Consider the following 12700-nt stretch of genomic DNA (forward strand, 5'->3'; position numbering starts at 1 on the left):
GCGCAGACTCGGTTCGCGCAGACCCAGGTCGCCCAGGCCTGGTCCGTGCCGATCAGTTCGTGCCGATCTTCGCCAGCAGATCCACGATGCGGCCCTGCACCTCGTCGCTCGTCGAACGCTCCGCGAGGAACAGCACCGTCTCCCCCGCCGCGAGCCGCGGCAGTTCCGTCTGGTCGACGGCGGCGGTGTAGACGACGAGCGGCGTGCGGTTCAACTGGCCGTTCGCGCGCAGCCAGTCGATGATTCCGGCCCTGCGGCGACGTACCTGCATCAGGTCCATCACCACCAGGTTCGGCCGCATCTGTGCCGCGAGCGTCACCGCGTCCGCGTCGCTCTCGGCCCGCGCGACCTGCATGCCACGCCGTTCGAGCGTCGCGGTCAGGGCGAGCGCGATCTCCTCGTGCTCCTCGATGAGCAGGACGCGGGGCGGGTGCTGCTCGCTGTCGCGGGGCGCGAGGGCCTTCAGGAGTACGGCGGGGTCGGCGCCGTACGCCGCCTCGCGCGTCGCCTGGCCGAGTCCCGCCGTGACGAGCACGGGGACCTCGGCGGCCACGGCGGCCGTGCGCAGGGACTGCAGGGCCGTACGCGTGATCGGTCCGGTCAGCGGGTCCACGAAGAGCGCCGCGGGGAACGCCGCGATCTGGGCGTCGACCTCCTCGCGGGAGTGCACGATCACGGGACGGTAGCCGCGGTCGCTGAGCGCCTGCTGCGTGGTGACGTCGGGCGCGGGCCAGACGAGGAGGCGGCGCGGGTTGTCCAGCGGCTCGGGCGGCAGTTCGTCGTCCATGGGCTGCGGCTGGGGCCGGTTGGCGACCTCGACCGCGCCGCCGGGACCGTCCAGCGGCTCCGGGCCCTCGTCGGCGTCCTCGTCCGGTGCGCCTATCGCGTACGAGCGGCCCGTGCCCTCGGTGGAGGACCCGATCCGGGACTGCGGCTGTGCCTGTGCCTGTGCCTGGGCTTGCGCCTGAGGGTGCGGGCGGGCCGCGGTCTCGGGGCGGTCATCGCCCGCGGGGTTCGGGGGAGTGGACAGCCTGCGGCGGCGCCCGGAGCCACTGACGGAGCCGCCGAGGGTGTGGGACTGCGACTGCCCCCCAGCAGAGGGCTGCGCCGGTGCCTGCTCCGGCAGCGGGCCTGCGGCGGACTGCGGGGCGTCTGGTGTCGGCGCGGAGGGCTGTGCCTGGTCCTGGGTCGGCGCCTGTGGCTGCCGCTGCGGCTGGGGAGCCTGCTGCCCCGGAGGCGTCTGCGGGGGCAGCGGAGGCTGCGGTGCCTGCGGGATCTGCGGATTCTGTGGCGTCTGCGGTGCCCCCGCCGAGGCCTGGCCGCCTTGCTGCAGCCCGAGCCGACGCTGCTGCTGCTCGGCGATCTGCTGGCCGAACGGCACACCCTGCCCGAGCGTACGCACGCTGATCGCGCGCCCCTGCGTCGAGTTGGGGTCGCCGGCCTCGGCGGGCAGCGGCTGCGCGGCCCGAGCCTCGGTCCCGCGCTCGGGCGGGAGGGCGACACCCCTGCTGGGCGTGTGCACGCCCCGCGCGGGAGTGCCTTCGCCGTACGTGGTGGCCTGCGAGGGAACACCGGCGGGCGGGGTGCCTTGCGTGTCCCCCGCCGTACCGGAAGCCGTGGACGCCCCAGGAGCAGCAGGCGTACCCGATGCAGCGGCAGCCCCCGATGCCCCCGATGCTGAATGGGACCGGCGGCGGCCCGTCGGCGCCTGGGCCGGGTGAGGCTGCGGCGGGGTGTGGTCGTCGGCCGGATGGTGCAGGGCGGCTTCGTGCTGCCCCGTGTCTTCCTGGTCGGCGGACGCGGGCGGCAGCGCGAAGACGCGCCCGCTGGGAGCCTCCTCGGCGGCGGCCCGCTCCTTGGCGGCGGCCAGCGCGCGGCGGCGCCGCCCCGTCGGCCGGGGCGAGGCCTCGCCCGCGTCACCGGCGGAAGCAGCCGAACCGGCGACAGCCACGGCCGTCCCGGTCCCGGATCCACCGGCCCCGGAACCCCCACTGCCCGAAGGCAGTGCAGGCGGCAACGCCAACTGCTCATCGCTCCGCCGCGCCCGCTGCCCCGAAGGGGCGGGGGCCACAGCCCCCGCGCGAACCGGCACGCCCTGCGGCGGCACCGTCTGCCCCAGAGTCGCCGACCCGGCAGCCGCGTGTTCGGCAGCCGTCACCACAGAGCCCACCGAGCCGACGGAGCTCACAGAGGAACCTACGGAGCTCGCAGAGCCCTCCGCTGCACTGGGCCGTCCACGACGCCGCCCGGTACCACTGGAAGCCTGCGAACCCTCGCCCTGCGCGGGCGTCTCCGGAGCAACAGGAACCTCACCCGAGCCGGCGCCCATGCCCGAGCCTGAAGTTGAACCCGATCCCGATCCCGATCCCGAACCCGCGGCCTCAGCGGCGGCCTGCGCCTCAGCAGCCTCCGCCGCACGGCGCCCACGACGCCGCCCGGTCCCGCTGGGCGAAACCCCACCAGAAACCCCACCGGAAACCCCGCCAGAAGCCCCGTCCTCGCTCCCGGCGGCAGCACCCCCGGAATCCGAACTCTCCAAGAAGGAGTCCACCGAGGGCCCAGCAGCCCGCCGAGCGCGCCGCCGCCCGCCACCGGTGGCAGGCGAAGCCTGCTCAGGCACGACGACCGAAGAGCCAACAGAGCCGACAGAGCCGACAGAGCCGACAGAGCCCCCCGTCACCTCCAAAGCGGCGGACGCCACGCCGCCCGCCGCACCGACAACCGCCCCGCTCCCTGTACCGATCGGTACTTCAAGAACGTACGCATTGCCGCTCATCCCAGGCACCTCATGCGTCTGGAGCACGCCGCCGTGCGCCCGCACGATGCCCCGGACGATCGGCTCGTGCACCGGGTCTCCCCCGGCGTACGGCCCCCGCACCTCGATGCGGACGACCTCACCGCGCTGAGCGGCGGCGACGACCACGGTCGAGTCCACGTAACCGCCGGCCTGCACGGTCGCGGGGTTCACGCCGGCGCGGGCGTTGCCAGTGGCGTCGATGCCCGCCACATCGGCGACCAGGTGTGCGAGAGCCGTGGCGAGGCGCCCCGGGTCGACCTCGACCTCGATCGGCGGCGCGTGCACCGCGAACTGTGCGCGTCCGGGCCCGATCAGCTCGACCGCGCCCTCCACGCCGCTCGCGACGACGGCGTCGAGCATGACCTTCACGCAGGAGAGCTGTTCCGTGCCCGAGTCGAGCAACTGGAAGCCCAGCACGTTGTCGACCAGGGTCGTGATGCGCGCGTACCCGGCCGAAAGATGATGAAGTACCTGATTCGCCTCGGGCCACAACTGCCCGGCGTCATCGGCGGCGAGAGCCGACAGCTCGCGCCGCAGCTCGTCGAGCGGGCCCCGCAGGGACGACCCGAGCACGGCGAGCAGCTGCTCGTGCCGCGCGGTCAGAGCGTCGTACCGCGCCTTCTCGCTCTCGGCCAGCTCCTCGAACCGGTCCTTCTCGCGCTCGGCGAGCGCCGCGTACCGATCCTGTTCGGCGGCGATCTCCTCCGCCCGCTCCTCGGCGGCGGCGGCCAGTTCCGCGGCGTGCCGCTCGGTGGCGGCCCGCAGTTCCTCCGTGCGCCGCTCGGTCGCGGCCTGCATCTCCTCCGCGTGCGCCGCGAGCGCGGCTTCGTGCTCCTCGGCCAGCGCGTCGTAAGGCCGCCGGTCGGTGAACGTCATGACCGCGCCGACGAGCTGGTCCCCGTCCCGCACCGGCGCCGTCGTCAGGTCGACCGCGACCCGGTCACCGCTCTTGGACCACAGGACCTGACCGCGTACCCGGTGCTTGCGCCCGGAGCGGAGCGTGTCCGCGAGAGGGGATTCCTCGTAGGGGAAGGGCTCGCCGTCGGCGCGCGAGTGGAGCACCAGGTGGTGGAGTTCCTGCCCGCCCAGGTCGCTGGCCCGGAAGCCCAGTATCTGCGCGGCGGCCGGATTGACGAGGACGACTCGTCCCTCGGTGTCCGTTCCGACGACGCCTTCGGCGGCGGCGCGCAGGATCATCTCGGTCTGCCGCTGGGAGCGCGCGAGTTCGGCCTCGGTGTCCACGGCGCCCGAAAGGTCGCGTACGACGAGCATGAGCAACTCGTCGCCGGTGTAGCCGTAATTGTCGTACGCGTCCCGGATGTCCTCGAGGTTCGAGCTGGTGACCTCGACGGGGAACTCGCTGCCGTCCGTGCGCCGCGCCATCATCCGCGTCGGCTTGGTCCGCCCGCGCTCGTCGATGGATTCGGGCCTGCGCATCGATCCGGGAATGAGCCGGGAGTCGAACTCCGGCAACAGATCGAGGAGCCCACGGCCCACGAGGGCGGTGCCGGGCGTCTCGAACGCCTCGAGCGCGATCGCGTTCGCGTTCACGACGGTCCCGTTGGCGTTCACGAGGACCAGCGCGTCCGGGAGCGCGTCGAGTATGGCTGCGAGGCGAGCAGCGCCTCGGGATGGCCTGCTGCTCACGACGACGCTTCCTCCCTGGTTACTGCTGCTTGCCGACTCGTCCAGGCCATCTTGCCCCGCGGCCCGCGGCGTGTCACGGGAGGGAGTCTACGGGGAGCGGTTGTGCGCGCGATGCCGGATGAGAGGGAGGTCGCACGCAGAAGATGTGAGGCTTCCGTACCCCCTGGTCACGATGAGGTGGTGACATGACGGATTCGGTGGGGGCCGGGAAGCGCTCCCAGGCGTGGCCGGAAACGGTTAGTCCGGGCTGGTCCGGGCCTGACCAGAGGCCGATCCGGGGCTGATCCGGGGCTGGTCCGCGGCTAGGCGGTGGCTAGGCGGTGGCTAGGCGGTGGCTAGGCGGTGGCCTCGGGAAGCACCGGGACGAGCCTGTCCCATCGGGAGATCTCGCATCCGTTGCTGCGGTTGTACGTAGCGTCGACGGGCCGGCCGTGCCAGGTCCCGGTGATGTGCGCGGTGGCGGGGCCGCCGTACTGCATGGTGCAGTTCGAGTCGGTCGGCGTGGGCGCGAAGGTGTCCCTGCCCCACCTGCCTTGGTCGAGCTTTCCGCACGCTTCCTCCGCCTGCGGGTGCGTGCCGCCCGTCGGGTGACATTCCAGCTCGTACGTCCCGTTCCGCCCGTCCCCGGCGTCGGTGACCTTCACCGTGAGCCGGTCGGGGGTCGGCTTGGTCAACGGCGACGACAAGTGGAGGGGACCCATGTCGGCGTGGGCGACGGCGGGCGCGGCGGACAGCGCGGCGGCGGCCGCGGCGGCGGTGAGGACGAGACGGCGCAGCATGACGGGGCTCCACTGGGTGCGGGATACCGGGTACGCGAACACGTACGGGCTCTACCGCGTCTAACGCCGTTGACGCCGCGACGTTGCGGGCCGCGGATGACGCTTTGCTCTGCGGGCCGCCCGACTAGTACCTTGGAATCCGCGATTGGTGACACGCCGCCCGGCTGTGTCATCATCTGCACGCACCCCTCGCGTTCGCGCAGGTGTGCAAGCTGGAGGCGTCGCCTAGTCCGGTCTATGGCGCCGCACTGCTAATGCGGTTTGGGACTCAAATCCCATCGAGGGTTCAAATCCCTCCGCCTCCGCTGCATGATCCCGAAGCCCCGGTCCACTGGACCGGGGCTTCGGTCGTGAGTACGGGTCGTCAACGGCGCGATTACGGCTCGTTTGCGGCTGTTTCCCCAGCTCAGACGGGGTGGGGGAAACGGATTTCGCCTCACGGCGCAGGTCATGTAATGTTGTTCTCGCAACGCCGACCGCGGAGAAAAAGCCCGGGAGGAAGAGCAACACAACAGAAGAATCAAGCACTCGTAGCTTAACGGATAGAGCATCTGACTACGGATCAGAAGGTTGCAGGTTCGAATCCTGCCGAGTGCACACAGATGAGAGGCCCCCGGAAATGATCCGGGGGCCTCTTGCGTTGCCCGTCTTCCGGAACCGTTCGGGGATCGACCGGGGGATCGACCGGGGGATCGTCGAAGCGGGCGAGAACTGGAGCGCGCCGAGGGTCTCGGTGGGGCGGGTCCATATTTTGCCTCGCCGGAACGATCAGCCCCTTCGCCGTACCCGCGGGTTCGAGCAAGTGAGCGAGGGGAGAGGGCGGATCCGCTCCTGTGTGCGTGGTGGGGCGGGCGAGTGGAGTACGGCCCGTGCGAACTGGCGGTATGCCCAACGGTTCGAGGGGAGCCGGTGGCCGGGAGCCGCGTCCGGTTCGTACTTCGCGGTGACTCCCAACTCCCCTGGGCCCTTGCGCGATTTCAAGCCTTTCGAGTCCCGAAACTGCTGCAACGGTACCGCTCTGCGTGGTCGCGCGGTTGCGTAGAGCACACGAAGGGTTGGCGAACCGCTCGCCACAGACATCCTCAAGGGACTGAGATGACAAGCGAAGCACGGGCAGTTCTTGTCCGGACGACCGAGGAACAGAGCACAGATGGCGTACTGACAGATGACTTGCTGACGGATGACGTACTGGCAGGTGGCGTTCTGAGGGTCGGCGCTCTGGACGGGTACGAGTTGCCGCCCGGGTCCATGAACTACCCGCCGTGCCAGTGCCCGCAGCACAGAGCGGCCCAGGTCCGGGAGGACATCGACGGCGTACTCAGCGCCGGGGGCCGTGAGGTCGGTGAACGCGGTACGGGCGAGCGGCCGTGATCCGGTCAGCTGCCCGCGTCGCAAGCTGCGCCGAGCCGTGCCGTGTCTGATCACCGCGGCTCTGCATCGATAGCGCACGCCGGTAGCCCCTGCCCGACTGCCTTGCGTGACGGAGGCCGGCAGACGGACGGGCCCACCGATGCACCGACCAACAATGAAGGAGAGTGCGGCAGTGTCCGCAACGCTGGTACGGCCCGTCCCGGAGGTCGTGGCGCGGCGAGCCCGCGAGATCCTCGCGGTCGTCGAGGCTGATCGCGAGTTCGATCGCCTGCGCACGGCGTGCGCGAAGTACGACGAGGACTGGCAGTGCTTCATGGGGTACGCCCTGGTGGACGGGTTCGACGTCGCGAAGGACACCGAGCCCCTGTTCCCCGAGGCCATACGTGCCATGGCGATCAAGTCGGCCATCTACGAGATGACGGATCAGAACGAAGAGGCCGCCGAGATTCCCGTGGCGGTCCCCGTCGACGAGATGATCCACGCGCTCGCCGCTCAGTTCACCGTGCTCTGCCGTATCCAGGACCGCACAGGCGTCACGTTCGTGCACGCCACCGACCGTGAGGCCATCGGGGCCTGGGATCACGGCGATTACACCCACCAAGTCTACCGGGCCGCGTGGGGACCGATGAACGAGCGCTACTGGTTCGGCAAGGACGAGACCGCCAGGCGCAAGGCGGTCGTCACCGCGAAGTACGGCCCGATCGGCATCTTCGAAGGTGGTCGCCGTTTCGCTCCCGGGTTCGCCACAGCGGGCTAGGAGCGCCAGTTGAAGGCACGGCGCAGTGCCAAGGTCGCGTCGACCTCAGGGAAGGCCCGCCGGATCTCGCGGTCGGCCAGGTCGATCAGGCGCTCCAGCGCATCAGGTGCTGCGCCGTGCACCAGCTCACGCAGATACCCGTCGAGTTCGGTGACGTCGTCGGGCAGCTCGACGCCCGTCAGCAGGGCCACACCGTCTGTCTTGTACGGCGCGGGCGGTATCCCCACCTTCTCCGGATGTACGCAGACGGGCACGCCTCGCCGCGTGTACCGGTGGCCGTCCCGGGGGTCGAACGGGAAGTCGTGCGAGGGACGTTCGGCCACATCGAACTCACCGAGCGGGAAGCGGCGTGAAGGACAGATGCCGCACGCCCGCCGGCCGTCACCGGAGACGAAAGCCTCGACCATGCACAGAGGGTAGCGTGTTGGTCACAAAGGCCCGGCCAGGTCTGGCCGGGCCCTGGCGCCGGGTCGTCAGGCCGACGTCCTGACGGGCGAGGCCGCCCGGGACTGCTCCCGCACGATGCGGCGTGGCCGGGTCGGCATTCCGAGCGTCGGGTTGGCGACGGCCCAGGCCGCGCCCTTGCAGATCAACTCCTTGTAGACCGCGGCGAGCCGCCCTGTCAGGGCCGCCCTGACGGCACGGTCGTCGGCGGTGACGTACTGGATCAGGCCTTCCTTGCGGCCGAGCGAGATGCACTGGTTGAAGTAGCGCATCGGCGTGTTCGGGGCCTTCCCACCGGTCAGGCGCGCCGTGATGGCTTCGACGGCCTGCCATGCCATGGGGGTGCCCGTGGCGCACGACATGCGCAGCGGCTTGTCGCCGGGGCCCATCGCCATGGCGGCGTCGCCGATGGCGTACACGTCCGGGTGCGACACCGAGCGCATGGTCCGGTCGACCACGATCTGGCCGGTGTCGGTGACGTCCAGGGTGGTGGCCCGCGCGATCGGGTGGACCGCGAAGCCGGTGGTCCACACGGTGGCCGCGGCCGGGATGGACCTGCCGTCGGCGGTCGTCACGTGGTCGGCGTGCACCTCCGCGACCGCTGCCTGCTCGTGCACGGTGATGCCGAGCTTGCCGAAGACCTTCCGCGCGTGTCCGCGGCCCTTGGGCGAGAGCCAGTCGCCGAGTCCGCCGCGGGCGGCGAGGGAGACGTCGAGGTCGGGGCGGGCCTCGGCGATCTCGGTCGCGGCCTCCAGGCCGGTGAGGCCGCCGCCGACGACGATCACGGACTCTCCGGCGTCCAGCCCGGCCAGGCGCTCGCGAAGGCGGAGCGCTCCGGGGCGGCTCGCGATCTCGTGGGCGTGCTCGGCGGTGCCGGGGACACCTTGGGCGTTCCAGCCGCTGCCGAGGGCGTAGAAGAGGGTGTCGTATTCCAGTTCCTCGTTCAGTTCCTCGGTGCTGTTTGTGCCGTTTGTGTCGTTCCGGCTGGTGACGGTGACCGTCTTGCGGTCCACGTCCACGCCGGTGACCTTCGCGAGCTTCAGTTCGACGCCGGTGCCCGCGAACATCTTGTTGAAGGGGCGGGGCGTGAGGTTCTGGCCGACGGTCAGCTGGTGCATCCGGACCCGCTCGACGAAGTCGGGCTCGGCGTTGACGAGGGTGATGGCCACGTCCTCGCGGTGCAGTCGCTTGGCGAGGCGCCCTGCGGCGATGGCTCCGGTGTATCCGGCTCCGATGACGACGATGCGGTGCTGCATTTCCTGGCTCCTGTCATTCATCAGCTCTTCAGCGGGTTCGCCCCTTGAACCGGGCAGCCCGCCGTTTCCTGACAGGAACGCGATGTGAAGCACCTCACATCGAGAGCGTGGGGGTCAGAAGCGGTAGAAGGGTCAGAAGGCGGCGTAGAGCAAGGGCTCCCCGTGGTCGGTTGCCGCCCACTGCCGGCTCGCGCGGGCCAGCTTGTCGGGGTTCACCTGGTTGCGGAACGCGGTGATGCCATCGGCGGTGATCTCCAGGCACATGACGCCGACGACCCGGCCCTCGAAGACCGCCACGAGGGCGGGGGTGCCGTTGGCGGTCGTGAGGTGGACCTCGGGTGAGCCTCCGACGTAGGCGCGCTTGGCCTGGCTCGGCTTGAACAGGCCCCGCATGAACTTCGCGACCGCGATGGCGCCCTCGAACGCCTTGGCGCGGGCGGGGATCTTCCCGCCGCCGTCGCCGATCGCGACGGCGTCCTCGGTGAGCAGCCGCACGAGCGGCTCGGTCCGGCCGCTGGTGGCGGCGGCGAGGAACTCCTCGACGATCCGCCGGGCGGCGGCCCCGTCGATCTCGGTGCGGGTCTTGCCCTCCGCGACGTGCTTCTTGGCGCGGTGGAAGATCTGCTGCCCTGCGGACTCGGTGATGTCGAGGATCTCCGCGATCTCCCGGTGCGGGTAGCCGAAGGCCTCCCGCAGTACGTACACCACACGCTCATCGGGCGAGAGGCGCTCCATGAGGGTGAGGACCGCGTACGAGAGCGACTCGCGCTGCTCGGCGGTGTCGGCAGGGCCGAGCATCGGGTCCCCGGCGAGCAGCGGCTCGGGCAGCCACTGGCCCACATAGGTCTCGCGCCGGACGCGCGCCGAAGTGAGCTGGTTGAGGCACAGGTTGGTGAGGACCTTCGTCAGCCAGGCCTCGGGGACCTTGATGTGGTCGACGTCGGCGGCCTGCCAGCGCAGGAACGTGTCCTGTACGGCGTCCTCGGCGTCGCTCGCGGAGCCGAGGAGGCGGTAGGCGATGGCCTCCAGGCGCGGCCTGGAAGTCTCGAACCGGTCCACGTCGTTCATGGTCAGAGCCATGGTCGCGATCCTAACTCTCGCGGTGCGCGACGGCTCTTGCCGATGTCCGATGTCCTGCGCCCCGTGTCCTGTGTCCCGTGTCCCGTGTCCCGTGTCCTGTGTCCTGTGTCCTCATCGTGCTCAGCGTGCCGCTCTTCGCTGCGGTGAAAGCGCGCTCAACATACTTGCCCGCAGCTGGAGTTGATGCCGTGCCATTGACATGCACGGCACAATGGTCCGGACCAATCCCGCCGGGGTTGGGTGACGTCCGAGGAGAGTGATGACGCGGTGTGGAGAAGACGAGCCCTCGCTGTACTGGTCGGACTTGCGGTGCTCTCCGGGGTGAGTTCTGGGGTGAGCTCTGGAGTGAGCTCCGGAACGAGCGGTACCGCTGCCGCCGAGGGGCGGGGCAAGACGCGGTTTGTCGTCAGTGAGGCGCGGTTCGAGCGGATGTTCCCCGAGCGGAACTCCTTCTTCACGTACGACGGTCTCGTCGAGGCCACCCGTGCCTACCCCGAGTTCGCGCGGACGGGCAGCAAGACGGTGCGGCGCCAGGAAGCCGCCGCCTTCCTGGCCAACGTCAGTCATGAGACCGGGGGGCTGTTCTATGTCGTGGCTCAGGACGAGTCGACGTATCCGATCTTCTGCGACAAGACCCAGCCCTATGGGTGTCCGGCGGGCGAGTCCGCGTACTACGGGCGCGGCGCGATCATGCTGAGCTGGAACTTCAACTACAAGGCCGCCGGGGACGCGCTGGGGATCGACCTGCTCAATGATCCGGGTCTTGTGGAGCGCGACCCGAAGGTGGCCTGGATGACCGCCCTTTGGTACTGGAACACCCAGACCGGGATGGGCACCCTGACCGGGCACGAGGCCATGGTGGAGAAGAAGGGGTTCGGCGAGACCATCCGCAGTCTCAACGGGCCCGAGTGCGACGGAGGGCGGCCCGAGCAGGTGAAGCACCGGGTCGGGCTCTACCGGGAGTTCGTACGCGTGCTGCACGCCGCGCCCGGACGGCACGTGAGCTGTTGAGGCAGGTGGTGGAGCTCTCTTGAGGCAGGGCGTAAGACTGTCCCCATGGAGTGGCGCAGTGCGGGGTTGAGCTGGGCGGATGCAGAGCGGCCCGGGCTCGTGTGGGAGCGGGGGGACGTCAGTCCGCTGGTCGTGGGGCGGCGAGTGGGGTTCCGGGCCATCGGGCGGCGGGAGTGCGTGGGGGCGCGGGGAAATCCCTGCCCTGTCGCCGCTGTCGTGCCGGGGCGGGGGACGCAGGCGCGGTGCGCCGAGTGTGCGCGGCTCGACCGTGCGCACTCGGTGGCCGCCGACACCATCGCCGACGATCCGCGTACCTACCGCGTCTATCTCGCGTGGTTCGGCGTCGGGATGGTGAAGGTCGGGATCACCCGCGAGGAGCGGGGGCCTGCGCGGCTGCTCGAACAGGGGGCCGTTGCCTTCGCCTGGCTGGGGCGCGGGCCCTTGATGGCCGCGCGGCGGGCCGAGGAGCTGCTCCGGGTCGCCCTCGGGGTGCCGGACCGGATTTCGTACGCCAAGAAGCGGGCCGTCAGGGCCACCTTGCCGGGGGCGGACGAGCGGCGGCGCGAGCTGGAGCGGATGCATGGCTTCGCCCTCGCGCTCGACGGGTGGCCCGAGTCGCTGGAGCGGGTGGCCCTCGGGGAACGCGGGGTGGTGGGCCACGGGGTCGTGGACCACGGGGTCGCGTTCGGGGTGGAGCGTCTTGCGGGCGTCGGCGGGTTCGCCGTCACCGAGCTCGTCGACGGTGGGGTGGTGCTGGGGGATCTCGTCGCCGTGGCCGGGCCCGATCTGTATCTCGACGACGGCGGGCGGCTCATCGTCCTCGACAGCCGGCTGCTGCGAGGGTGGCGGCTCGAAGGGACGCGGGGAGGGGGTCGGGAAGCGGCGCGTACGACTGTTCCCGTACGGGAGGTGCCCGTTGTCCAGGGCGGTCTCTTCTGAGCCCCGTACGCCCTGAGCCCCGTACGCCCTGAGTGCCGCCGAGGCCCGAGTGCCGTCGCGGTCGCCGAAGCTGACCGGAAGGTCAAGACTGCCTGCCCGTAGGGCAATGAAGGCAGCGAGAGGGTGGACAGGCGGGTGCGGCTCGGCCGAGTCTTGGGACATGAGTGATCAGCCCGTGACGCCTGTCCAACCCTTCGAGCCGCCCTATTACACAGTCGTGTTCACCTCGGTGAGGACCGAAGCCGAGGACGGCCACGACGACGGTTATGGCGACGGCCACGACGACGGCTATGACGAGACCGCCGCCCGTATGGAGGACCTCGTCTCCGCCGTGCCCGGCTTCCTGGGGATCGAGTCCGCGCGGACGCCGGGCGGGCTCGGCATCACCGTCGGGTACTTCCGCGACGAGGAAGCGATCCTGCGGTGGCGCGGCGACGGCGAGCACCGCGCGGCGCAGCAGCGCGGGCGCGGTGAGTGGTACGAGAAGTACGCCGTCCATGTCGCCAAGGTGGAGCGGAGCTACAGCTTCGAGCGGAGTCACGGAGCCACGGAATCGCGGAGCCACGCAGCGGCGGAGTCCCGGTCTTGAGCGGGGACAGCCACGAGGTGAGCGGCGCCA

Annotated in this window: 10 protein-coding genes and 2 tRNA genes; 7 read left to right on the forward strand and 5 right to left on the reverse strand. The window is 70.6% G+C overall.

Going from position 1 to position 12700, the window contains the following annotated elements:
• Nucleotides 1-52: 52 nt before the first annotated feature.
• Nucleotides 53-4444, reverse strand: coding sequence for a PAS domain-containing protein (locus tag ACFQ7F_RS09035; protein WP_383268335.1), 4392 nt, complete (start codon nucleotides 4442-4444; stop codon nucleotides 53-55).
• A gap of 335 nt (nucleotides 4445-4779) precedes the next feature.
• Nucleotides 4780-5223 carry an SSI family serine proteinase inhibitor gene (locus ACFQ7F_RS09040; RefSeq protein WP_383268409.1) on the reverse strand — a complete coding sequence of 148 codons (444 nt, stop codon included), beginning with the start codon at nucleotides 5221-5223 and terminating at the stop codon, nucleotides 4780-4782.
• Between the two features lie 214 nt (nucleotides 5224-5437).
• Here ACFQ7F_RS09040 and ACFQ7F_RS09045 point away from each other — a divergent pair.
• The 4 genes from ACFQ7F_RS09045 (at nucleotide 5438) to ACFQ7F_RS09060 (ending at nucleotide 7351) form a co-directional block, all read left to right on the forward strand.
• A tRNA-Ser gene (locus ACFQ7F_RS09045) sits at nucleotides 5438-5528 on the forward strand.
• Nucleotides 5529-5747: 219 nt separating this feature from the next.
• Nucleotides 5748-5820: transfer RNA gene (locus ACFQ7F_RS09050), tRNA-Arg, on the forward strand.
• Between the two features lie 498 nt (nucleotides 5821-6318).
• The gene (locus tag ACFQ7F_RS09055) at nucleotides 6319-6594 is read left to right on the forward strand and encodes a hypothetical protein (protein ID WP_383268338.1); all 276 of its coding nucleotides are present in this window, start codon (nucleotides 6319-6321) and stop codon (nucleotides 6592-6594) included.
• A gap of 172 nt (nucleotides 6595-6766) precedes the next feature.
• Nucleotides 6767-7351 carry a hypothetical protein gene (locus ACFQ7F_RS09060; protein WP_383268341.1) on the forward strand — a complete coding sequence of 195 codons (585 nt, stop codon included), beginning with the start codon at nucleotides 6767-6769 and terminating at the stop codon, nucleotides 7349-7351.
• On the opposite strand, the gene ACFQ7F_RS09065 is transcribed toward ACFQ7F_RS09060, so the two are convergent.
• The 3 genes from ACFQ7F_RS09065 to sigJ all read right to left on the reverse strand — a co-directional run bounded on the left by ACFQ7F_RS09065 (nucleotide 7348) and on the right by sigJ (nucleotide 10131).
• Nucleotides 7348-7758 carry a hypothetical protein gene (locus tag ACFQ7F_RS09065; protein WP_383268344.1) on the reverse strand — a complete coding sequence of 137 codons (411 nt, stop codon included), beginning with the start codon at nucleotides 7756-7758 and terminating at the stop codon, nucleotides 7348-7350. The two genes, ACFQ7F_RS09060 and ACFQ7F_RS09065, sit on opposite strands and share 4 nt — an antisense overlap.
• Before the next feature lie 66 nt (nucleotides 7759-7824).
• Complete coding sequence (locus ACFQ7F_RS09070) at nucleotides 7825-9051, reverse strand: NAD(P)/FAD-dependent oxidoreductase (protein ID WP_383268346.1); 1227 nt, start codon at nucleotides 9049-9051, stop codon at nucleotides 7825-7827.
• Between the two features lie 132 nt (nucleotides 9052-9183).
• On the reverse strand, nucleotides 9184-10131 hold the full coding sequence (gene sigJ, locus ACFQ7F_RS09075) for an RNA polymerase sigma factor SigJ (protein ID WP_383268348.1): 948 nt from the start codon (nucleotides 10129-10131) through the stop codon (nucleotides 9184-9186).
• A gap of 321 nt (nucleotides 10132-10452) precedes the next feature.
• On the opposite strand from sigJ, the gene ACFQ7F_RS09080 reads away from it, so the two are divergent.
• From ACFQ7F_RS09080 to ACFQ7F_RS09090, 3 genes are all read left to right on the forward strand, one after another.
• A complete protein-coding gene (locus ACFQ7F_RS09080; RefSeq protein ID WP_383268351.1) occupies nucleotides 10453-11142 on the forward strand; it encodes a chitinase in 690 nt (229 codons plus the stop codon).
• A 45-nt stretch (nucleotides 11143-11187) separates the two neighbouring features.
• Nucleotides 11188-12081, forward strand: coding sequence for a DUF2797 domain-containing protein (locus ACFQ7F_RS09085; protein WP_383268354.1), 894 nt, complete (start codon nucleotides 11188-11190; stop codon nucleotides 12079-12081).
• 160 nt (nucleotides 12082-12241) lie between these two features.
• Nucleotides 12242-12670, forward strand: a complete 429-nt coding sequence (locus ACFQ7F_RS09090) for an antibiotic biosynthesis monooxygenase family protein (RefSeq protein ID WP_383268357.1) — start codon at nucleotides 12242-12244, stop codon at nucleotides 12668-12670.
• Nucleotides 12671-12700 lie beyond the last annotated feature (30 nt).

Origin of the sequence: Streptomyces sp. NPDC056486 (genome assembly GCF_042795295.1) — a bacterium.
Lineage (GTDB): Bacteria > Actinomycetota > Actinomycetes > Streptomycetales > Streptomycetaceae > Streptomyces.